The sequence below is a fragment of the Microcoleus sp. S13_B4 genome, assembly GCF_036700885.1.
Classification (GTDB): Bacteria; Cyanobacteriota; Cyanobacteriia; order Cyanobacteriales; family Microcoleaceae; genus Microcoleus.
In genome coordinates this window covers 48241-71980 of the sequence record NZ_JAUBPU010000026.1, presented here as the reverse complement: position 1 = coordinate 71980, position 23740 = coordinate 48241, and the positions used below count along the sequence as shown (strand labels likewise).

The window sequence follows — 23740 nt, the reverse complement described above, 5'->3', positions numbered from 1 at the left end:
TTGTAATTGTTCGTAATTCATATTATTAATCTAATTTTTTCTTTTATTTTACCTAGAACGAGCGCACTTTCGCAAGAGGTCTATTCATTGCCCGGATTGGATGAGCAAGCGTGGCAGCAATTTTTTATGAGTCGCCATATTAATATAGATATTCCCACACTGAACGCGATGCACAAAGCCTATGGAGGAAATGCGAAAGCAATGGGTATCCTCTGCGGTGCAATTCAAGCAGATTTTGATGGAGATATGGTAGGTTATTGGCGCGAGAATAGTGGCGATCCGTTGGTTAAGACTGACTTAAAAAACTTAGTAACCAGTCAGTTTGATCGCCTGCAAGAACTTAGCTCAGAAGCTTATCAACTCCTCTGCCGTTTGGGATGCTATCGCTATCAGGATGTGCCGACTATCCCGACTGAGGGATTATTGTGTTTGTTGTGGGATGTGCCTGAAGGACAGCGCAGACGGGTGATTGAATCTTTGCGAAATCGCTCTTTGGTAGAGTTTAATGGAGGATATTGGTTGCATCCGATGATTCGGGAAGAGGCGATCGCACGTTTGAGAGCAAGTGAAAATTGGGAAGAGGCGAATCGCAAAGCAGCAAACTTTTGGACGGATAGTGTTAAGACTGTGGAGACTGTAGCAGATGCTAGAAAAGCGTTAGAATCTTATTATCACTATATTGAAATTAAAGAATTTGATTGGGCAGGTGGAGTTTTCGTAATTTGGAGACCAAACAGATGGACAAAACGAAAAAAAGGTGAGTCACTTGCTGGGAGTTTAGATCGGCTTGGTTTATTGCAACAGACTATTTCAGGTATCAGTCAAATAATTGATAAAATATTTGTAGAAATTAATAATGCTTATTTACTAATTCAACTTTATCTGTGGCTAGGGGAAATGCACTCGAAAAGCAAACCTAATCGGGGTATAGATTATCATAAAAAATCCCAGGAAATCGCATCTATTTTTTCAAAAGATACATATAAAAAAGAAGAAGACGTAGAAAAGTTATTAAAAGGTTTATATTTAGTTTCTTTTGTAAACCTTGGATATGGGTATATATCCCTTTGGGAGATAGAGGCAGCAAAAATAAATTTTGAAGAGTGTTACTTAGCAACTCACTATCCCGAGCATGATTTTCTTTCAGTAGATGCGTGTTATTTTTTAGCTTTTTGTAATTCATGCTTGGGTTTAAGTGAAGAAGCACTTAATTTAGCTGAAAAAGCTTATCGTGAACTTTCAATAACTGAGTGGCAGCCTTGGAGTCACGGATGTGCATTAGTATTTTTAGGGTTAACCTATAAAAACTTAGGGGAAATTCCCAAAGCATTTGAAATGTTTCAAAGGGCTATCAACTTCGCTGAAGACAGCTACTACCTTCAGCTTAAGGGGAAAGCTTTCAGTGGTTTAGCAGAACTCTATCGCATACAGGGAGAATATGAAATAGCGCTTTCTCATCATTCAGAAGCAACCGAAATTCTCGATAAAATCGGCGCGAAATGTGACCTAGCTGAGGCTAATTATCAATTTGCCTTAACTTACCAAAAGATGGGTAATACCGAGAAGAGTCAGACTTCGTTTCAAGAGGCGATTCGACTCTTCAATGAGATGGAAGCACCTAACCAAGTTGAGAAAGTGCGAAAGGCAATAGGTAAAAGCGATGAAGTTTAGTTTTGGATATATAAATCAATACGGTTCAGTTAAGCCCGATCCCCCCTAGCCCCCCTTAAGAAGGGGGGGACAGGAATCTTCTCAAAGTCCCCCTTCTTAAGGGGGATTTAGGGGGATCGAGACTCATGTAAAAACGAGATTTATCCAGGATTTTAGTCTTAAGTTGACACCCATGGGCAATGCCGTTTACCTACTCCACCAAAGCTTGCCGCTGAGCCTCCAACAATTCCTGAATTCCAGTTTCTGCCAAGTCTAAAATTTGATTTAACTGACTCCGGCTGAAACTTCCTTCTTCCGCCGTTCCCTGAACTTCGATGATCTTCAAATCTCCATTCATCACCACATTACAATCAATTTCAGCCGCCACATCTTCAAGATAATTCAAATCTAAAAACGGCTCGCCTTCCAAAAGCCCCACAGACACGGCCGCCACTTGACGAATAATAGGCGATCGCTCTAAATCACCTTTTTGTACCAACTTGTTCAAAGCATCAGCCACAGCCACAAACCCTCCAGTTATTGAAGTCGTGCGAGTCCCCGCGTCCGCTTGCAAAACATCAGCATCGACAAGTATTGTGCGTTCTCCCAATAGTTTCATATCCAAGCACGATCGCAAACTGCGCCCAATCAACCGCTGAATCTCTTGAGTCCGTCCCGATAATTTCATAAATTCCCGCTCTTGTCGCTGCGGCGTAGATCCTGGCAACATTCGGTATTCCGCTGTCAGCCAACCTTGTCCGGTATTCTCCAGAAATCTAGGCACTCCTGGCTTGATTGTAACGCTGCAAAGTACCTGAGTATCGCCACTTTTTGCTAGCACGGAACCGCTAGCAAATTTAGTAAACTGTCGATCGAAACTAATCGGACGAATTTGATTTGGTTGTCTGCCGTCTGGACGCTGGAAAGACATAATATTTAGGTGATTGGTAATGGGTAATTGGATATTAAAGATTGAAAATAGGATATTAATCTTCCGGTCTTTTTTGATTTTTTAAATAAGCAGTCATTCAACCTAAAATGGAAAATCTAAAATGCTATGAGTATTGACCTTTAGCCTCGATCAATGTGAGAATATCCTGCTGGACTTGTTGTGGAGATCGATCGCCATCAATAGTTAACAATTTGTTGCGGTGTTCGTAATACTCTAAAAGAGGAATAGTGCGTTCGTGGAACAAATCGAGGCGACGCTGTAAAATTTCAGGGTGGTCATCCGATCGATCGCGCTCGATCGACCTACTCAACAAAACCTCGATCGGCACTTTCAGCCAAACTGCCCAATCTAGCTCCTGTGCCAAATCCTCTAATAAAAAATCCAACTCCTCAGCTTGAAAAGCCGTTCGCGGATAGCCCTCCAACACCCAGCCATTAAAGACATCCCACAGCAGCAGTCGGCGGCGAAAGAATTGAATCATAGTTGCATCGGGAACTAATTCCCCTCTTTCGACATAAGACACCGCCAGCTTGCCTAAATCTGTGTCTTCTGCGATCGCCTCCCGTAGAATGTCCCCCACAGCCAGCAAAGGAAGGCTCAAATTGCTGCACAGTAGTTCAGCCTGAGTTCCCTTTCCCGCTCCTGGCCCGCCCAGAATAACCACTCTCACAGTCCCTGCTCCTAGTGCCGCGACATTCAAATTTTACGCGATGTGTGTACGTTTTCTTAAAAGCCCTGGACGCCGCAAGACTCTCATCACCTTGGTTTTTCACCCTATAACTGTATAAATGTCAAGCTCCACGCCGTATTTTAGTAAAAAACCCCGTTTCTGCGTAAGTGCTAATTGAGTTCAAAAATCGAACAAACGACTGCGAATGCCACTGCCGCGAGCTTTTGACAACTTGTATATCTAGTGTTCGATCCGATGTGCACTCGGCCCCGTACACTATATATTGTCAAGCAGGCTTCAGCCACGCCAAGGTCGGAGCTGCACTCAAGACTTAGTTGCTGATTAAATATTGCCCTATGGTTGCTCAGTTACAAACCCCTAAACTAAATTTAACCCACAGCTTGCCCTACACAGTTCAAGGACTGGTGCAAGTCTTTACAGGCCCGCACCGCTGCTTTTTTACCAGTGTCATGGCTCAGGCCCTCAGAATTGCAGGACAGGGAGCTCCGGTGCTGGCGGTGCAGTTCCTCAAAGGGGGAATTAATCAAGGGCACCAGCATCCGGTGCGGCTGGGGCAAAATTTAGATTGGGTGCGCTGCGATTTGTCACGCTGCATTGAGAATGCCGATTTAGATGAGCTGGAGACGCGATCGATCGAACAATTGTGGCAGTATGTTCAAAATGCGGTGCGCGAAGGTCGTTATGCCTTAGTTATTCTCGATGAATTGAGTTTAGCGGTTAATTTGGGCTTGATTCCCGAAGCCGAAGTGGTGGCATTAATTGACAACAAGCCGCATCATTTGGATATGATTTTTACCGGGCCATCCATGCCCCAAAGAATTTTGGATGTTGCCGACCAAATTACTGAAATTCGCCGCAGTTAAGGACAATCATTCAAGTGGCGATCGCCTGTTTAGCGGTCGCATTTTTTATCTAAAAAAACAGTATCTAAAAAAAGAGGCGATCGCTTAGCTCAAAGAGCGATCGCACGCTGATCAATTTACCAGCGACGTTACGCTTGAACTACCGGATCGAACACAACACTCAATCGATCTGCCGGCACCATCCGCTTGAGAATTTTCAAGTGACCGTCTGCATCAGACCAACTGCGAAACTCACCCACAACCACCTTTTCCACATTTGGAAGCGAGCGAACTATAGTCCACGGCTTGAGACGTTTTTCTTGCAACATACTAAATAAATCTCCTTGGTAAATTGGAGCCCAAGCCAGTCCCCATGGTTGGCCACCGCCGAGGACTGGCTTTTGACTTTGCAAACTTGCCCTTCTCTAAGAACATAGCACAAAAAAAAGGGTTTGTGATTATATCTTATTTTCCCCTTTTTTTAGAGCTAATTTCTACATAACAAATGATTTAACTCAAAACTTGTTAACTCTTTAATTCGCAACTCAAAACTATTTCATGACTAACACTTCGACTTCGCTTGGGGTGCAGCCTAACTAATAAATTCTGCCTTCTACCTTCTACCTTCCTTCTACAAATCCCGCCGCGACAGCAGAAACCAGATCCCACCCAAACCCAAAACACCGCACAAAACCCCGCCTTCCCACCCAAAAACAGTCCCCCCCGGCAAATGTCCAGGCTTGGCCTTAGAAGTAAAATTCAACTCCGAATAGTATACCCACTGGCTGTTAACCCGCCAGCCCACTCGATCGCCAAACTTCTCCCAAACTGTAGCATCATAAACACCAGCCTTTCCCCCCGACTTTACCCACAAACCCTTTTGCACAGAAAAACCAAATCTGCGGTGACTGTGCCGCACCCAAAGTTGATCGATAGTCTGCAAATCCTTAGCTGGAAACTTCCTAATATCTTCCTCGCTCAAATAACCTCGTGAAACTTGCTGCATCACCTCCAGCATTTTCACAGAAGTTTCCTCATCAGCACCCCGCCAATCTTTAGCAGCGAGCAGCCTTGCCAAGTGAGAATAATCAATACCTTTTTCGGACTCTAAATTCCCATAAACTAGCGGAGGATCAGTCACAGGTTGAGTCGGAACCGAAGGACTAACAACTGTTGCCTGCTGCGACTTTTCCAGCACGGGGACAACAACAACAGGAGGTTTTAAAGCATCCAAAACTTCCACAGCCGATTTGTAGCGATCTTTAACATATTCCTGAATCAACTTATCCAAAACCTGACCTAAATCCTGGCTAATTTGTGTTCCTTTCGGCAAAGCCTCCCTCCAAAGCCAGCGGCCTTCAAGCGGATCGTAAAGGTCATCGTGAATGTCTCCGTAGATATCCAGGTAAGGCATAACAGAAGTCAGCAAGCGAATGCAAGTCACCCCCAAACTATAAAGGTCGCTAGCAGGAACAGCCCTACCGTGACGCTGTTCTAGAGCCGCGTAGCCAGGAGTTCCCAACTTAGTTCCTGTTTTGGTCGGAGCAGCAGCTACTACCTGTTTAGACACCCCAAAATCTATCAGCACTAACTTACGATCGCGAGAGCGGCGGATCACATTCTCAGGCTTAATATCGCGGTGAATTACATTTCGGTCGTGAACAAACTTCAACAAAGGCAACAAATCTAACAGCAGTTCGCTAGTTTTAACTTCGCTATAAGCACCGTACTTGTCTAACTCATCCTTTAAATTATTCCCATCAATAAACTCTTGCACTAAATACAAGCGCCCATCTTCCTCAAAATAAGAAATTAACTGAGGAATTTGCGGGTGCTTCAGTTCATATAACCGCCTTGCCTCTTGTTCAAAGAGTCGAACATATTTTTTAAAATGACCGGGTTTCCGTTGAAATTCTTGAGGGGGCGACAACTGTTTGATCACGCACAATTCCTCAAATTTTCCATGATTAACAGCTCGAAAAGTCCGGCCAAATCCTCCGTCGCGCAGAGGCTCAGTTGCTGCATAAAGGTCTTTTAGCAGCAGCTTTGAACCACAATTAAGACAATACTTTGTGCCTGGGGGGTTCTGACGCTTGTCTCTTGGGCAATCGAGATTAAGGCAGTATGTCATATATTAAAAAAAATGCGAACCAATTTATACTCAGGGTTTAATATTATTCAAGAGTCCGATCGCGAGCTGGTTTTTGTAGAGGCGGCACCTCGAACCTTACTCCGGCGGCTGCCACCGGAGCGATCAGAGGGTGCACTCTCGCCCGAGTGCCCCTGAGCAAGTATAACTCTCTTGAGGGTTTGACCTCAAACTCAAAGTCCACATCTAACCTTAGACTCCGCTCCGCGCAAAACATTTGATTTAGCGGTCAAAGAGCCACCAGATCAAACAGAAATAGTAATTTATTACCAGCCCCGTGAGCTCTGCAACGCCAAAAAAACTGAGGATTCCGCCTGAGATATAATTTTATTGCCAGAGATAAGCACACTAAGGGGAGCTAAAGCTTCGGTCAACTTCGATCGGCTTTAATATTTTAGCAGCATAATTTATTAGCTAACCAGGCGGAATCAACAATCTAAAACTCTCCAACAAACGCACGTTAAAATAAAGACTAGCTTCCGCGATCGCCATCCGATCGCGACCAGACAATTAGCCAGTTTTCCCTGTTTTCTTTTCTCAGCTATTACCAGTTACATCTATTTCCATAGGTCTACTTAATTAGGAACCGTCAGTGACACCAAAACTACAGCCCTCTCAAACTCCAAACTCCCGCCAAAAATCACCAAAAGTACCTTGGTTCGAGCGGTTCATGGCACTGGTCGCCCTAGGAAATTTAAGCCTAATATTATTTGACATAACTTACGTGCCGGGGCGAGATTTCTACCTCCGGCAACTGCCCGTTCTAACTCAAGTATACGACCCATTTAAAGGAATTAAACCCCACCGAGACACCCAGCAATATCTAGAAACGTTAAAAGAATTAAAAATTCAAGTAGTGCAAACAGGGTTGCCATCTCCCCAAGTAGCAGCAAAATTGCAGGAAATAAACAATCTGAGCGCGAAAATGATCGATGAAGATCCCTTTCGAGTAGCATCAAAAAGTGGCACCCTAGAAAAAATAAAAGACCGGATGCGCGATCGCGCCCCGAATCCGCGAGACTCCGCTAAACAATCATTCCAAAGATTCTGGAGCCAAGACTATTTAAACAAACAAGGTTGGCAAAAAGAAATCAAGTGGTTTGATGCCAAAATCAAGCCATTAATCGCCACCAACTATTTCCGCGAGATTGGAGAAAACGGCGAATTCACCGATCACTTCTGGCTAATCGACCTGCCATTTATTGCCATATTCGCGATCGAATTTCTAGCCCGTACCTACTTGATCAGCCGCCGCCACCGCAGCGTCACTTGGCGAGCAGCCATGCTCTGGCGATGGTACGACATCTTTCTGCTCCTCCCATTCTGGCGCCTGTTGCGAATATTACCCGTCACAATTCGCATCCACCAAGCCAAAATGCCAGATCTCCAACCCATACGCACCCAAATCAGCCGAGGTTTCGTCGCCAACTTCGCTCAAGAATTGACTGAAGTTGTAGTAATTCAACTCATCAACCAGATGCAGCAATCAATTACCACAGGCGAACTCGCTCGTCAACTATTTCAATCTCAAAAACAGCGCTATCTAGACATCAACAATATCAATGAAATAGAAGCGATCGCCACCCATCTAGTCCAAATAACCGTCTACAAAGTCCTCCCCCAACTCCAGCCAGACCTAGAAGCCCTTCTCCGGTACAATATTGAAACATTCCTCAAACAATCCCCCTTGTATGAAGGATGGAAGCAAGTACCCGGCCTGGGAAACCTGCCTAAACAGCTAGCAGAGCAATTAGTTGCAGAACTCTCAAAATTAGTCACCCTCGGCCCCCAAGATGCCTACGAAGCCTTCAAAATCGCCAGCGAAGACCCCATAAGCATCAAACTCTCAAGCCAGCTAGTCCAACATTTCGGGCAAGCTTTAGGAACCGAACTGCAACAGCAGCAAACCTGGCAAGAAATACAACTGCTGCTGTGCGACTTCCTAGAAGAGTTCAAAATCAACTACATTCAGCGGTTGAGCGAAGAAGACTTCGAGAAAATTTTAGAACAAGCCAAAGAACTGCAACGGATAGCCCCGCGTTAGGGCAAGTCTCGTCACGGGATGCCCGCTGGGTAGCGGTACAAAACCGCTTCCACGAACAACCGATTGTAGGCAAGCTGTCCTACCCACATCGCCTTCACCTCCGCGCAACAAATCTTTGATCCTTTGCCACTGTTCATCCCGTAGGGCATAACGGTGGCTTTTTACGGCGATCGAATCCTTCTAGTCGGCTGTATCTCTACTTCACCTTCCTTTACCTCAACTGATGACAGGCCCTAGCCTCTAGGATTTGAAGAACCTTAAAATCCTTGGCAGGCCTCTGTTCACCTCTAATACCAAATTCACTATTAAGCGGAGATAGTTTCCCAGAATAAAAAGAATAGCCCTCAGCTTTCTCCTCTGTCATAATCCCTTCTGCTGCACCGCTTTACTTATTTTTTTCGTACCCAATTAGCAATTAGCAATTACCCTGCAGTAACTCCTGCAAATGAAACTTGCTTGAATTGTAAAGTTTCATGTGCGATCGGCATTCTCTACGAGAGTCATCCGCAGGGTTGTGCATCAAATCTTCAGCGCGGTAGTGAGTTAGACCGCCGTTAGGGTTCTCACCGGCCTGGGGTGTCATGTTTTTAGCGAGAAAGGTCAATTTTTTTAGACGTATATTATATCAATTTATATGTAAGTTTGATGAGATTATACTTTTTAGAGTCCCTCTGTAAAGTAAAGTTAAAAACTCCTACAAATAGCTCTAAACCAAGTAATCTATTAGATATGATTGCTAATTGGTTTCCTAAAGGATAAAATAATTGACCATTTATAGGAAAAAATAATGCCCGTCAGTCTCTTTAGTCATATCTTATTATACCGCTATCACCGAAAAGACGTAAGTAGCCATTCTTGTTTAAGCAAGTTACTATCTCAAACTTTTCACTAACTATTATAGATTGCTTTTCAATATATATTTCCTCAGCTTCATTTCACTAAATCCCCTGAGATTTTTCAGCCAACTCGTTACCCCAGGAGTAACACCAAATCAATGTCACACACATCTCCAACCACTTTCTTCTCAAACCGTTCTAAAAAAAAGGTATCCCTGCGCCTGATTTTAGTATTGCCCTTCGTCGTGCAAATCTTTGCTGCCGTCGGTCTGACAGGCTGGCTCTCCTTACGGAACGGACAAAAAGCAGTCAACGAAGTTGCTAGCCAGTTGCGGAGTGAAATTACGGCCCGCATCCAGCAGCAGCTCAACACATACCTAGATACAGCCCCTCGCGTTAATCAACTGAATGCCAGTGCCCTTCGACTAGGATACTTAAATCCAGACGAATTGGAGAGTACGGAGCGCTATTTGTGGGAGCAAATTCAAGCCTTTCCTTCTCTGCCCAATATGGGTTTTGCTACTAAAACTGGAGAATTCATTGCCATTGAACGCCAAGAGAATGGCAAAATAGTTTTTAAAATAGCAGACAAAGAGCATCGGAATGAACTTCATATTTATGAATCTGATAGCAAAGGCAATCAAACGAAGCTCTTAAAAGTCTCCCGAAACTACAATATATTCAGCCGTTCATGGTATAAAGACAGTGTACGCTTAGGCAAGCCCACATGGAGCGAAATTTTTTCGCTTACAGGTCAGAAAACGCTCTCGCTTCCTGCCGGACATCCAGTTTATGACGAAAATGGCGAGCTGCGGGGGATATTCGTTGCTAATTTTCTGATCTCTTTCCTCAGTGACTTCCTGCACAGCTTAAACATTGGTCGTTCGGGACAGACATTCATTATCGAACGTTCTGGACTCCTAGTAGGCAGTTCAACTCTCAAAGAAGTATTTATCACCAACAATGACAAGCTCGATCGGCTGAATGCTTTAGACAGCACAGATGATTTAATTCGGCTGACAACAGCACAGTTAAAAGAACACTTTGGCGACCTCACTAAAATTAATAGCTCTCAGCAATTGGATTTTACGATCGCCCGCCAGCGGCAATTCCTCCAAGTTATGCCCTTTCAAGATAGCCGAGGATTGGACTGGCTGATCGTGGTCGTAGTTCCTGAAAGCGATTTCATGGATCAAATTAACGCCAATACCCAGACTACCATTTTGTTGTGTTTGGGAGCCTTAACGCTGGCTACCGTTTTGGGAATCCTAACCGCACGCTGGATTACCAGCCCGATTCTCCGTTTGAGCGCAGCTTCTAGGGCGATCGCAAGTGGGGATTTAGACAAAAGTGTGCAGATAAAAGGCGCCGAGGAATTAGAAGTTCTGGGTCAGTCTTTCAACCAAATGGCCCAGCAGTTGCGGGAATCTTTTAATGCGTTAGCAAAGACTAATTCCGAGCTAGAAATTCGAGTAGAAGAACGCACCGCTGAACTCACGGAAGCCAAAAAAATCGCTGATACCGCCAACCAAGCTAAAAGTGAATTTTTAGCGAATATGAGTCACGAATTGAGAACCCCCCTCAATGGCATTTTAGGGTACGCTCAAATCCTAGAACAATCGACAACGATGGCTCCGAAAGAACTCCAAGGCATCAGTATCATTCACCAGTGTGGCTCCCACCTGCTCACCCTCATCAATGACATCTTAGACCTCGCTAAAATTGAAGCTCAGAAATTTGAACTGTACCCAAAAGATTTCCCTTTTCCTTCCTTTTTGCACGGAGTCGCGGAAATCTGCCGCATCCGAGCCGAACAAAAAGGAATTGCTTTTGTTTACCAACCCTGTCTTGGAATGCCTCCTGGCATCCACGCTGACGAAAAACGGTTGCGACAGGTACTCATTAACTTACTGAGCAATGCAATTAAATTTACCGAGTCTGGAGGGGTGACTTTTAAGATAGAACATCGGGAAATGGGGATAGATGAAAAGTTACAAAGCAATCAGCAAAAACCCCACTCATCAATTCATAAAATTCGCTTTCAAATTGAAGATACTGGCGTTGGTATGACACCAGAACAATTAAAAAAAATATTCTTGCCTTTTGAACAGGTAGGAGACAGCAAGCGTCAGGCCGAAGGAACCGGTCTCGGTTTGGCAATTAGCCAGAAAATTGTCGAAATGATGCGTAGTACAATTCAAGTAAAAAGTCAGTCAGGAGCAGGCAGTGTTTTTTGGCTAGATTTGGATTTACCGGCAGCGACAGAGTGGGGAAATACAGCCACGATTGCCAAGGAAAGAAAACTGGTTGGTTACCAAGGTAGAAAGCGGAAAATTTTGGTAGTGGATGACAAATGGGAAAATATCTCAGTCATTGTCAATCTGCTGGAACCCCTCGGATTTGAAGTTACCGAAGCTAAAAACGGTCAAGAGGGTTTAGACCAAGTAGCACAGTTTCAGTTCGATCTGATTATCACTGACTTGGTGATGCCAGTGTTAGATGGCTTTGAGATGATGCGCCGTATCCGAAATTTGCCACACTATAAAGAGGTGGCAATCATTGCTTCATCGGCCAGTGTATTTGCTACGGATCAACATAGAAGCTTGGAGGGTGGAGCAAACGATTTTCTCGGTAAGCCCGTGCAGATAGAAGAGCTATTTGATATGTTGCAAAAATATTTGAAACTTGAATGGATATATGACGAACGAAAAAATGAAAAAATCAGCACTATTCCCCTTTCCTCTGCTCCTTCACCACTTTCTGAATCAACCCCTTTAATTGCTCCCCCGCTAGGAGAAATGGAACTTTTATTTGAACTGGCAATGAGAGGCAACCTGAAAGGAATTGTGAAGCGCAGTGAACATCTAGAGAAGTTGGATAAGAAATTTTCCTCGTTTGCTGTAGAGCTGCGCCAGTTAGCCCAAGGCTATCAGGTAAAAAAAATCAAAGAGTTTATTACATCCCACCGAACAGAAAAAGAATGAAGGTAGAAAATATGGAAACCAGCACCATCTTAATTGTCGATGACAACCCTAGTAATCTGGACGTGCTTTCTGAAGCTTTAGCGGGTTCAGGATGGGAGATATTGGTAGCAACTGATGGCGAAACTGCTATCGAACAGGCTGAATATAGTCAGCCCGATTTGATTCTGTTAGATGTGATGATGCCAGGAATTGACGGGTTTGAAACCTGTCATCGGTTGAAGGCAAGTCCATTGACAAACGAAATTTCCGTAATTTTTATGACGGCTCTTTCTGATATAGGAGATAAGGTCAAGGGCTTTAATCTAGGGGCTGTGGATTACATTACTAAACCCTTTGAACAAAAAGAGGTGTTAGCTCGCGTCAACATCCATTTAAAACTGCGTTATTTGACTAAAACTCTCGCAGAGCAAAACCTAATGCTGAAACGGGAAATTGAAGACAGGCTTGCAGCAGAATCAGCGTTATATCAGCTCGCGCAGGAGTTAGAAAAACGGGTGGAAGAACGAACTGCTCAACTTTCTCAAGCTTTGGATAATCTTAAAAAAGCTCAAGTGCAAATCGTTCAAAGTGAAAAAATGGCTTGCCTCGGTCAGCTTGTCGCTGGGGTGGCTCACGAAATTAACAATCCAGTTAGTTTTATCTCCAGCAATCTCCCTCCTGCAAAGGAACATATTGCCGATTTGATTGCGATGGCGAAGCTTTGCCAGTACAGTTTTGCTTCGACATTAGAATTTGAGGAAAAGTCCCAGGAGCTTGATTTAGAGTTTATCGTTGAAGATTTGCCTAAAATTATTGATTCAATGGCTGTAGGAACAGAGCGACTTTATAATCTTTCTATGTCACTGCGTAATTTTTCTCGATTGGATACATCGGCACTCACACCAGTGAATATTCACGATGGCCTAGATAGTACCCTGTTGATTTTAGGTCATCGGCTGAAAGGTAAAGGCCCTCACACAGCTATTAAGGTTATTAAAGAGTACGGCGAATTGCCACTGGTAGAGTGCTATCCTGGGCAACTAAATCAGGTGTTTATGAATATATTAGCGAATGCAATTGATTCTTTAGAAGAGTCTACGATTAGTTGTCCCCTGTGCTGTGAAAAACAACAGAGCAATGACAATCCGCAGATTCGGATCTGCACTGAAATGCTTCAGGGCGACAGAGTAATGATTCGGATTGCTGACAATGGGCTTGGGATAACGCCGGAGATTATGCAGCATTTATTTACGCCGATGTTTACTACCAAATCAGTGGGTAAAGGGACAGGTTTAGGCTTGTCTATTAGCCGTGAGATTGTAGAAGAAAAACATGGTGGTCAGCTTACCTGTATTTCCTCGCCTGAATGGGGGGTAGAGTTTGTAATTGAGATTCCAATTCAGCATTAGTAATCACAATTCTTTCTGGTGAATGTTTGTGGTTCTGTTTTGTAAATATACCGTTAATCAGGCGATCGCCCATGTCGAATCTACCAATCACCATCACTGTCAAGCTCTTCACCACCTATCAAGAAGCAGAGGGCTTGTCCCAACTGAAATTAAAATTTCCCCAAGAAACTCCCGTATCCCAAGTCCTAGAACGCCTGAGTGCCACTCCTCCCCCTGTTCTAGGATCGATCGCACCGACTTCGGTATCAACCAGGAATTTGCCCTCGCCCCACCCCACTCCCAAACGGTAATCAAGTCGTCCTCATTCCCCCTGTTAGCTCTCCTCTTCTGCCCTCGGACAGTCCGCAGATGCCGATTCGGTTTGTCACCGGACGGGCGATCGAGCTAAACTGAGAACTGAGGCCTGCCTTTGATCGGAAGAAGTCCTCAAACTTCTTGGAAGAAATTGTTTTACCTAGGAGTGGGTCAAGCCCACTTTTTTTGTTGCATTAGTCGCAGGAAAAGAGCTCAGGGCGTCTGACTTGCAAGTTGAGGACTGATCTAGTAGGGGTAATCCCCCCGCTTGAGATCCCCTGCTGGGATGTTGGGTAAGTCCCAAAGTTGAAGACGAAAGTCCCAGCCACCTAATCAAACCACCTCAAAGCCAAGCAATCTCAACACCAAATTTTTCCTTGCCCGTATCCGAGTTCAGGAGTTTTAACTTAAGTATTCGATATGACTCATCCCCTAATCCCACAAATCATTGACTTAGCTACCCCCGTTGCGGAAACACTGGGATTGGAAGTAGTGGGAGCAGTGTTTCACACCAACCAAAATCCTCCCGTCTTGCGGGTAGACATCCGCAACCTCCAACAAGACACCGGTTTAGCCGACTGCGAGCGCATGAGCACAGCCCTCGATGCCGAGTTAGAGGCAGCCGACATCATACCCGATGCCTACGTGCTAGAGATTTCCAGTCCCGGAATATCCCGATTGCTCAGCAGCGATCGAGAATTCATTACCTTTAAAGGTTTCCCCGTGACAGTCAAAGCCAGCGAACCGGACTCGCGAATCAAAGAGTGGAAAGGACTACTCCTCTCCCGGGATGAAACAGCGGTTTATCTCAATCAAAAAGGGCGACAGGTTAAAATTCCCCGCGCTCAGATTGTCAAAGTTGAACTAGACGAAGGAAAGGAGAGGTAAAGGGAAATTTTGAGTTTTGAGTTTTGAGTTTTGAGATTTGAGTTTTGAGATTGCCTCGCAGCAAGCTGAAAACGCTTGGCTGCGAGTTAATTTTTAACAATCACATCTGTAGGATCGGGTTGAATAGGAACAACAAATAAATTGTTACACCACCTAGCTTCCCTAATCCTATCCAGTAACTCATCAATCATTGGTCATCACTCTTTATCTAAAATTTCTCAGGATCAATTACCAATTACCAGTTACTTATTACCACAGCAAAAAAGGAGAGTTTTATATGTCAATGGTTCCCCTGCCCGGACTAAAAGAAATGGTCGAAGGTATTAGCAAAGAACGCAATTTACCCAAACACGCCGTCCAAGCAGCCTTGCGAGAAGCCCTGCTTAAAGGATACGAACGCTACCGCCGTACCCAAAAACTCGATCACTTCAGCGAAGAATACTTCGACAACTTTGATGTAGAACTCGACGCAGAACAAGAAGGTTTCCGCGTTTTAGCCAACAAAACTATTGTCGAAGAAGTCATCAATCCCGATCACGAAATCTCACTTACGGAAGTGCAAGAAGTAGCCACGGAAGCTCAGCCGGGTAGCATCGTGCTCGTAGACGTAACACCAAATCAAAAAGAATTTGGTCGCATGGCCGCGATCCAGACCAAACAAGTTCTCGCTCAAAAACTGCGCGACCAACAGCGCAAAATGATTCAAGAAGAGTTTAAAGATTTAGAAGAAACCGTTCTTCAAGCAAGAGTGCTCAGGTTTGAGAGGCAGTCGGTAATTTTAGCAGTTACCAGCAGCTTCGGTCAGCCAGAAGTAGATGCCGAACTCCCTAAGCGCGAACAGTTGCCTAACGACAATTACCGGGCAAACGCTACATTCAAGGTTTATCTCAAAAAAGTAGGCGAAGGATCTACTAGAGGGCCGCAGTTACTTGTTTCTAGAGCCGACGCAGGTTTGGTGGTTTACCTGTTTGCTAACGAAGTACCAGAAATAGAAGACGGGGTGGTGAGGATTGTTGCCGTAGCCAGGGAGGCAAATCCGCCATCCCGGCACGTCGGCCCCCGGACTAAAATAGCAGTTGATACTCTCGATCGCGACGTAGACCCCGTAGGAGCCTGCATCGGAGCGCGGGGATCGCGGATTCAGGTAGTAGTCAACGAATTGCGCGGCGAAAAAATCGACGTGATCCGCTGGTCTCCAGACCCAGCAACTTATATTGCCAACGCTTTGAGTCCCGCTAGAGTAGATGAAGTGCGTTTAGTTGCTCCCGAAGGCAGGAGAGCTCACATTTTGGTCGCTGAAGACCAACTGAGTCTTGCCATTGGCAAAGAAGGTCAGAACGTGCGCCTCGCGGCCCGCCTAACCGGTTGGAAAATCGATATCAAAGATATTGCTAAGTACGATCGCGCCGCCGAAGACACCAAATTGGCAGCAGAAGCAACCAGGCTCGAAGAACTAGCAGGCGACTACGACGGAGACGAAGCAGGCGACTACGACGGCGACGAGGAAACCGCAGAATTTGAGGAAGAGGAGGCAGCAGCCACGGAGGAAACCGAAGCCGCAGTCTAAAAACTGTGACATTTACAAGATTTTCTCTCTTCGGGAGACCAGGAGGACTTGTCCCCTACTCCCCCCTCTCCCCCTACTCCCCTCTCACAAGAAATGAAACCGAACTACCGGTGCTGTGCAAGTTGTCGGAAAATAGCTCCTAAGGAAGCTTTTTGGCGAGTAGTCAGGCTCTATCCTTCTCATCAGGTACAATTAGATCGTGGCATGGGCCGTTCTGCTTACCTTTGTCGGGAAGCCGAATGCCTCAAAGCAGCTCAGAAAAAAAATCGACTTGGGCGATCGCTCAAAGCGCCTGTGTCTGACGAACTGTACCAAACACTTTGGCAGCGTTTAGCCACATCTGACTGTACATCTTACTCTGGCTCACCCGGACGAAAAACCGACAATAGTTGGGCATCGACTGTATAAACCCTCTTGGCAGCCCTACCAGTAATTACTGGTAGCGCCAGCTATAAAACCCCAATCCGATCTGCCCACCAGTCTGGAAAGATTTGTGTCAGATTAGATAAGGGTAGGGTACTAGCAGAGGTATCCTCAAGGTGGAAAGGCAAACTTTGAAGCTTGAGAGAGTGGGTTTTGCCAAAACTCAGACTTCGGAGTTCCAAGTTCCCAAACAGACTTGAGAATTCTTCAACCGCAGACTTCAGCGAGTTGCATCTTTTAGGTAAAATTGCTGAGCGAGTACCAAAACCCCGATTCCTGACACTGAATCAATCACACCGAATGATGTCGTCATTAGCACAAAAAATCACAATGTAAAAACTGGTTGGCACAAAAGAGGGCAGAGTGGATGAACAACGGCAAAGTAAGAATTTACGAATTATCACGGGAACTAAATTTGGATAATAAAGACATCTTGGCAGTATGCGAGCGGCTCAATATTTCAGTCAAGAGCCACAGCAGCACAATTACAGAATCAGAAGCAGAGCGCATTCGCAAAACGGCGGAAAAATACGTAGCCAGTAGCCACTCTTCCCCCGGCAAGCCAGCTCCACCCGAAAGAGCAGCAGCGCCATCTAGAGAATCTGGCCCTCACCCTAACGACCAACAAAAAAAGCAGCAAATTTTAGAAATACGCAGTCCAAAAGTACGGCCGGCTGGTGCAAACTCCCAGCCTGCGGGCAACGAGGAGCAAAAAACCCAGCCTGGGGCCACCGTGGCAACTCCTCCCAAGTCGCCCGCAGCTCAACAACTCCAGCCTCCAGCTAAACCAAATATCAATCGACCTGTACTGTCGAAGCCAAATGTCGCTGTCTCGGCGGCTCCGTCAGAAACAGTCTCGGAAACAGTCTCGGAAACAGTCTCGGAAACAGTAGGTGCGATCGCGGAAACAACCGCGCAGGCTCAGGCACCTCTGACACCTCAACCTTCATTGGAAAAGGCTCCCGAACGCACCAAGCAACCGCCGATCGCCCCTCCCGCGCCTTCGGCAAAACTCACGTCGCCGCCAGTCAGAGGGGCGTCAGAGTCGGCTAGCCGTACCCCACAAAATCTGGGGAACAAGCCGGTACTCAAACTTGCAAAAACCGAGCAAGAGCAATCAGAACAGTCAGAAACTCTGGAAGCGCCGGCTAAACCGAGCCGCCCCAGCAGACCTACACCGGGAGGTACCGAATCCCGCGACGCGCAAAGACCGCGCCGGGAAGGCGCTGGTGGCCCAGTCAAAACTCCACTTGCCGATCGACCCCAGCCCGGTGGTCCGCGCCGGAGCCTTGCCCCCGCAACGTCAGCTACCGGACTGCGTAGCCGGGGCGGTGACACCGGAGCCGCAGGGGATGACACGGATGACAATGAAGAAGATAATACGCCGTTGCTGGGGATTACTCTCCTCGAAAGGCCGTCCCTCCCTCGTCCTGCCAAAAAGACATCGGTCATTTGGGAAGAAGATGATGACGAAAACTCAGATGCTGCCAAAGCTGCCAAGGCTGTTAAGGCAAAACGTTCTCGCCTCAAACCAATAGATGAGGATGACGACGACTTAGAAAACGGCTTGGATATGCCAGCACCAGTCACGGTCAGCCTGTCCCTAGCCCGCCCAGCTAAGGCGAAGTCACAAGCAGCACCCAAGTCAACACCAACTCCGGGCGCACCCGGAAGCAGTGGAAAAAATAAGAGACCGGGCCCTTCTCACGATAAAAGTTCTTCTTCTGGCTCGAGTGGGGGACGCGGCAACCGGGGCAAAACAGCCGAAGCTAAGGTAGAACGTCCAGAAAAGCTGCTGCTGAGCAGGCCGATGACCGTTCAGGAACTAGCAATTACTTTGGCAGTTCCCGAAACCGAAATTATTAAGCGGCTGTTCTCTAAAGGTATTGCGGTCAACATTACCGAAACCTTGGACATTTCAGCGGTGAGAATGGTAGCCGAAGAAATGGGCGTAGAGGTGGAAACCCCAGAAAAAGTAGCCCCAGCTATCAAAGTGATCGAGATGCTGGACGCAGCCGATTTGGAATACCTCGAACGCCGTCCGCCAGTCGTAACGATTATGGGTCACGTGGATCACGGTAAAACTACTTTGCTCGACTCGATCCGCAAAACCAAGGTGGCTCAGGGAGAAGCTGGGGGCATTACCCAGCACATCGGTGCTTACCACGTGGATGTGGTACACGAAGGCAAGAGCCAGCAGGTGGTATTTTTGGATACGCCGGGTCACGAAGCCTTTACAGCGATGCGGGCTCGGGGAACACGGGTTACTGACATCGCCATCTTGGTGGTGGCGGCCGACGACGGCGTGCGACCCCAGACAATTGAAGCGATCAGCCACGCGAAAGCGGCGAAAGTGCCAATTGTCGTGGCTATCAATAAAGTTGACAAGGAGGGTGCTCAGCCGGAACGGGTGAAGCAAGAGCTTACTGAGTACGGCTTGGTGGCAGATGACTGGGGCGGCGATATCACGATGGTTCCCGTCAGCGCGATTCGAGGCGAAAACCTAGATACGCTGTTGGAAATGATTCTGACAGTGGCGGAAATGGAAGACCTTAATGCCAACCCGCACCGACCGGCTAAGGGTACTGTGATTGAAGCTCACCTCGACAAGGCAAGGGGACCTGTGGCAACTCTGCTGGTGCAGAACGGCACTCTGCGAGTGGGCGATATTGTGGTCGCAGGCTCGGCTCTGGGCAAGGTGCGCGCAATGATCGATGACCGGGGCGATCGCGTAGAACACGCAACTCCATCCTTCGCGGTGGAAGTGCTGGGGCTGCGGGAAGTTCCTCGCGCCGGAGACGAGTTTGATGTCTTCGCAAATGAAAAAGAAGCTGCGGCGATCGCCTCTGGAAGAGCTACCTCCCAACGAGATTCCCGCCTGCTGCAAGGCGGCCGGATCAGCCTCAGCGGCTTCTCTCAACAAGCTAAGGAAGGCGTTCTTAAGGAACTAAACTTAATCCTGAAGGCAGATGTCCAAGGCTCCCTCGAAGCAATTGTCGGCGCTCTGACTCAACTTCCTCAAAAAGAAGTTCAACTCCGACTGCTGCTATCTGCTCCTGGGGAAATTACAGAAACGGATATTGACCTCGCTGCAGCCAGTAATGCTGTAATTATCGGGTTCAATACTACTCTCGCCACCGATGCTCGCCTCGCGGCTGACCAAGCAGGCGTAGACGTGCGGGAATACAGCATCATCTACAACCTCTTGGATGACATTCAAGGGGCCATGGAAGGCCTGCTGGAACCCGAATTGGTGGAAGAACCTTTGGGTCAAGTCGAAGTCCGCGCTGTCTTTGCGATCGGTCGCGGGGCTGTGGCTGGATGTATGGTACTCTCTGGCAAAGTCATCCGTAACTGTAAGGTGCGGGTGCGCCGGGGCAACAATGTCGTTTACGAAGGTGTCCTCGACTCCCTAAAACGGATGAAGGAAGATGCCAAGGAAGTCAATGCTGGCTTTGAATGCGGCATTTCCTTGAGCGGGTTTAGCGACTGGGCGGATGGCGATATGATTGAAGCCTACCGGATGGTTACTAAGCGCCGGACTCTCTCTCAATAGTTTTGAGTTGTGAGTGTTGGGTTGGAAGAGAAGTTTTGAGCGAAGGCAACTAAATTGCCGATCGCTCGCAACTATTCTCTTCACTCAATACTCCTAAACTCATCACTCCCAACTTTTGTTTTTAACTTATAGCAGAAGGAAGAAGGTTTTAGTTATGTAGGAAAGAATGAAGAAGCAATAAAAGCAAAGATATAGCAATTAACAACCTCCTAATCGTCTTGGCTGTTGCTGAAAATTCAAAATTTAAAACTAAAATAAGACTTACGCAAATCCACCGAGTTTCCTCCCACAATGCTCGGTTTGACCGGAAATATACTTTTCGCACCGGCTTTCTGGGTCAAAAGTGCGTCCCAGACTCTCAAAATTCAAAACTCATAACTCATAACTCATAATTATTTAAAGTGCGTTCTTTTTGGTCAGATCCTTTTTTGTGGATTCACCTTTCTGGGGCGGCTACACTGCCGATTTTCCTAGGACTGTGCTTGCTGGGACTGGCAGTGGGTTCTCCCCTGCTCCCTGTGTGGTTAGAAATGTTTTTAGTGGCTGTAGCAGGTATTGTTCCTGTGCTGTGGATGCAGTGGTTCCGCCCTTTTTACATTTTTAGTATTTTAGTTGTGGCGGTAAAACCGCAGAATTTAACTTCTGTGCAGCATCGGCTTCTGACTCGGTTTAAAACAAAGTTAAATCAAGGAATCGCTCTTTTTGTCGCTGTTTTGCTGGCAGTAATTTTGTGGCAGCTTTACCGACTGGCTCCCCTCGCGGCTTCGGTGGCTCCCTTTCCTCCTTCGGGGCGGTGGGCTGGATTGTTGTTGGCAGTTGCTGCTTTTTTAGCTAGCAATTTGTTTTTGCAGGTGTCTGCTAGTGTCATGGCGGTTTTGCTGACGCCGGAATCAGAATTTGCAGCGACAAAGCCTCATGTTTTAGAAAAAATTCGGCAGGATTTTACGATCGCGCCTTGGCAAGTCGATCGACTTTTGCCGGCTTTGGCAGCCGAGACAACTGCGGCTGTGCCTGCACCCGTAGAGTCAATTGGGTCAGCATCCGGCATAGGGAATCCGTCAGTGGGTAGTATTGTCAACCCAAAACCTGCTGACACCAACGACGTTACATCTCTACCCGAACAGTCGAGCGAAAAAAAGTGAAATAAAAAATTAAGAGGAGGACAATTGTAGTTTAAGCTACTTTAATTTGTACAGATGTATGCTGTGAAAAAAATAGTTAAGGCCTCTCTTCGGATAGAGATTATTAATAGTCTTAATATTTAATTTTTAATCGCAGGTTGTGGATATTTTATGTTGGCTCTTTGGAGAGAAGAATCTATAATAGAGAGTGTCAAGGTCAGCTTTCAATCCTTACAAGGGATTAAAACAGATGTATAACAATATGGCGAATTATCTACCGCTCGCAGAAGAACCTCAAGCCGCAGCTCCGATCGAGCTGTGCGAAGATTCTGAAATCTGGGGCAGTCTCAAATCGGCGATCGGCGCAAGTTCAGGATTTCAACGCTGGCAGCTAGAACTCAATTTTGAGCGTCAGCAGCAAAATGTCACCATCGATCAGCAGGTTCGTTCCTATCTGCGGGAAACTTTAGAAACTTTGGCTTACTGAGAGCAGCCAAGCCAAATTCTGTAACCGATAGTACCTTCCCATCGCCCCATGTTTAAAACCAACTTGAAACACGGCGTTAATGTCACGATTTTTCAGAACAAAGGGCGTTTTAGAATGAATCATAGATATCCTAGCTCCTTCTATTGAGGAGCTAGGACGTTATCGATACCTACTCAAAAAAATCACCCTGTTCAATCTTATAAAAATGAGCTGAGTTCCTTGGCGGGGCGACAACGCCTATCTTACCTTGATGGTCAAAGCATTGAATCCCCCGAACCTCAAAAAAGATAGCGGATTCTGGACAGGCTTATTGACTCATAAGATCGTATGAGATAGGCGTGAACCTGATTCTCTACGATCGCCACTCTCTTTTATTGACTCAAGCCCGTGAAGATATTTTCGCTTGGTCATTTAACTCAAAACCTTGACCCAGCAATGCTTTCAACCTGCTTTTCACCCCGTGAACTGAGATCCTCCAAGGATTGAAGTAATATCTGAGCACTACGCCGATGGTGGAATTTAGCAGCAATCTTCTGTCGTGATTTGTGAATCAGGCTCAATGTTAATTCTTTGTCCTTTAGCAATTTTGCTATGGCCTCTGCCATTATTTCGGGATTTTCCGGCGGGACTAGCATACCGTCAACACCGTTATCTATCAGTTCCGCCATTCCACCCACCTGCGTCACTACTACAGGAGTTTGCATAGCCATTGCTTCCATAACAGCTACAGAAATTCCCTCTTTCAAGCTGGGTAAAACAAAAATATCAGCCTCTTGATAACCTTGGCGATTTCGTTCTTCTGAGACAGAACCAAGCAGCTCAACATAATCAGACATTGATTGCTCTTGAATGAATTTTTCGAGTTCTTTACGGTAGCCATTACCCGATTTTGCATCCTCCCCAGCAATCTGCAAGCGGACATCAAACCCTTGTTGTCGAAGCAACTTAATTGACTCAATCAGGTACTTTTGTCCTTTGGCTATATTGAGACGGCCACAAGTGTAAATTAGGCATTGACTGCCTTCCTGCCAAGGAGTATAGGGAGTTTCACGCTTAATTTCATCGAGATTTACACCCACTGGTGACACCCTCACATCCTTTGGCAAGAAGCCTGCCAGGTCATTTTTAACAGAGTTGAGGAGTTGTTCAGACATTACAGAAGCAAAAGCAGAATGTTTCCATTTTTGTTCTTGATTGGGCCCAAAATCTTCTAACTGACCGAGAAGAGCCAGACTATAAGTGATGTCCGAAAGTATGGAGGCAAATAGGGCTATATTAGCAGCATTGCTACAGGAATGAACGTGGACGTGAGACCAGCCCTGGGTTCGGGCAAGCCAAGCTAGCTTAGCCCCCATAACAACCCATACCAAATAGTTAAGCCTTTGAGAAAAGGATATATTTTTAGTATTAGCAATTACACTGAGGCAGCGCCACCAGGCAATGGGGCCCGCTTTGATGAGTTCTATGGGAACCTTCACAAAATCTTTGATTTCAAAGGGTATCAAATAATCAGTCATACTTTGCGCTTTCTCAGCCCAAGTATGTACAACTTTAGTGGGCGGACGGCGGGTTGATATCATGTGAGGTTTCATACCAAGATCGAGCATTGCTTGATATTCTCGCCATATCCAAGTATGAGTTTGTCCGGGAAATTCAGGGATAAAGTAGCCAATCTGTTTATTCATTATTGATTCTTTTCCTTAGCAACTCGACAAATTTAAATATGCTAAACAATCGGTTGTTTGTTCACGATCAAAGATTTTTAGCTGGCGGAACCCACGCCCTGCCATTTTTTTGGTATTAGAACTTTTCATAGCTACAAATATAGTTTTGGGTATACCCAAAACTATATTTGTATCTACCAAAAA

General features: G+C 46.1%; 17 protein-coding genes. 12 read left to right on the top strand and 5 right to left on the bottom strand.

The genetic code is table 11. The features are described 5' to 3' along the window. The first annotated feature begins 6 nt into the window (after positions 1 to 6). Positions 7 to 1671: a tetratricopeptide repeat protein gene (locus QT994_RS15670; protein WP_333175978.1), complete on the top strand. Its 1665-nt coding sequence runs from the start codon at positions 7 to 9 to the stop codon at positions 1669 to 1671. A 190-nt stretch (positions 1672 to 1861) separates the two neighbouring features. On the opposite strand, the gene rph is transcribed toward QT994_RS15670, so the two are convergent. Together rph and QT994_RS15660 are read right to left on the bottom strand one after the other, a co-directional pair. Then, positions 1862 to 2581: a ribonuclease PH gene (gene rph / locus QT994_RS15665; RefSeq protein WP_333175976.1), complete on the bottom strand. Its 720-nt coding sequence runs from the start codon at positions 2579 to 2581 to the stop codon at positions 1862 to 1864. Between the two features lie 124 nt (positions 2582 to 2705). Beyond that, entirely contained in the window at positions 2706 to 3272 is a 567-nt protein-coding gene (locus tag QT994_RS15660) for a nucleoside monophosphate kinase (RefSeq protein ID WP_333175974.1), read from the bottom strand. A 356-nt stretch (positions 3273 to 3628) separates the two neighbouring features. Between QT994_RS15660 and QT994_RS15655 the strand changes: the two genes are divergently transcribed. After that, complete coding sequence (locus QT994_RS15655) at positions 3629 to 4156, top strand: P-loop NTPase family protein (RefSeq protein ID WP_333175972.1); 528 nt, start codon at positions 3629 to 3631, stop codon at positions 4154 to 4156. 128 nt (positions 4157 to 4284) lie between these two features. Here the strand turns inward: QT994_RS15655 and QT994_RS15650 are convergent, their stop codons facing one another. Both QT994_RS15650 and QT994_RS15645 read right to left on the bottom strand, forming a co-directional pair. Further along, entirely contained in the window at positions 4285 to 4464 is a 180-nt protein-coding gene (locus tag QT994_RS15650) for a hypothetical protein (protein WP_333077141.1), read from the bottom strand. A gap of 302 nt (positions 4465 to 4766) precedes the next feature. Beyond that, a complete protein-coding gene (locus QT994_RS15645; RefSeq protein ID WP_333175970.1) occupies positions 4767 to 6266 on the bottom strand; it encodes a GUN4 domain-containing protein in 1500 nt (499 codons plus the stop codon). Positions 6267 to 6876: 610 nt separating this feature from the next. Between QT994_RS15645 and QT994_RS15640 the strand changes: the two genes are divergently transcribed. From QT994_RS15640 to QT994_RS15595, 10 genes are all read left to right on the top strand, one after another. Then, on the top strand, positions 6877 to 8328 hold the full coding sequence (locus tag QT994_RS15640; RefSeq protein WP_333175968.1) for a hypothetical protein: 1452 nt from the start codon (positions 6877 to 6879) through the stop codon (positions 8326 to 8328). Positions 8329 to 9322: 994 nt separating this feature from the next. Further along, positions 9323 to 12148: an ATP-binding protein gene (locus QT994_RS15635; protein WP_333175967.1), complete on the top strand. Its 2826-nt coding sequence runs from the start codon at positions 9323 to 9325 to the stop codon at positions 12146 to 12148. After that, positions 12145 to 13536 (top strand): response regulator, encoded by a 1392-nt coding sequence (locus tag QT994_RS15630; protein ID WP_333050221.1) that lies wholly within the window; start codon positions 12145 to 12147, stop codon positions 13534 to 13536. Before QT994_RS15635 ends, QT994_RS15630 begins: the two co-directional genes overlap by 4 nt. Before the next feature lie 71 nt (positions 13537 to 13607). Further along, positions 13608 to 13826: a hypothetical protein gene (locus QT994_RS15625; protein WP_333175965.1), complete on the top strand. Its 219-nt coding sequence runs from the start codon at positions 13608 to 13610 to the stop codon at positions 13824 to 13826. A 424-nt stretch (positions 13827 to 14250) separates the two neighbouring features. Continuing rightward, positions 14251 to 14718, top strand: a complete 468-nt coding sequence (gene rimP / locus QT994_RS15620; protein WP_333050528.1) for a ribosome maturation factor RimP — start codon at positions 14251 to 14253, stop codon at positions 14716 to 14718. A 277-nt stretch (positions 14719 to 14995) separates the two neighbouring features. Further along, entirely contained in the window at positions 14996 to 16285 is a 1290-nt protein-coding gene (gene nusA, locus QT994_RS15615; RefSeq protein WP_333175963.1) for a transcription termination factor NusA, read from the top strand. Between the two features lie 93 nt (positions 16286 to 16378). Next, positions 16379 to 16693: a YlxR family protein gene (locus QT994_RS15610; RefSeq protein ID WP_333175961.1), complete on the top strand. Its 315-nt coding sequence runs from the start codon at positions 16379 to 16381 to the stop codon at positions 16691 to 16693. Between the two features lie 382 nt (positions 16694 to 17075). Next, positions 17076 to 20264, top strand: a complete 3189-nt coding sequence (infB, locus tag QT994_RS15605; protein ID WP_333175959.1) for a translation initiation factor IF-2 — start codon at positions 17076 to 17078, stop codon at positions 20262 to 20264. 401 nt (positions 20265 to 20665) lie between these two features. Then, positions 20666 to 21406: a low-complexity tail membrane protein gene (locus tag QT994_RS15600; protein WP_333175957.1), complete on the top strand. Its 741-nt coding sequence runs from the start codon at positions 20666 to 20668 to the stop codon at positions 21404 to 21406. A 241-nt stretch (positions 21407 to 21647) separates the two neighbouring features. Beyond that, positions 21648 to 21872, top strand: coding sequence for a hypothetical protein (locus tag QT994_RS15595; protein WP_333175955.1), 225 nt, complete (start codon positions 21648 to 21650; stop codon positions 21870 to 21872). 416 nt (positions 21873 to 22288) lie between these two features. Here QT994_RS15595 and epsE read toward each other — a convergent pair whose 3' ends face one another. Continuing rightward, positions 22289 to 23557 carry an exopolysaccharide biosynthesis GT4 family glycosyltransferase EpsE gene (gene epsE, locus QT994_RS15590; protein WP_333175953.1) on the bottom strand — a complete coding sequence of 423 codons (1269 nt, stop codon included), beginning with the start codon at positions 23555 to 23557 and terminating at the stop codon, positions 22289 to 22291. Positions 23558 to 23740: the final 183 nt, after the last annotated feature.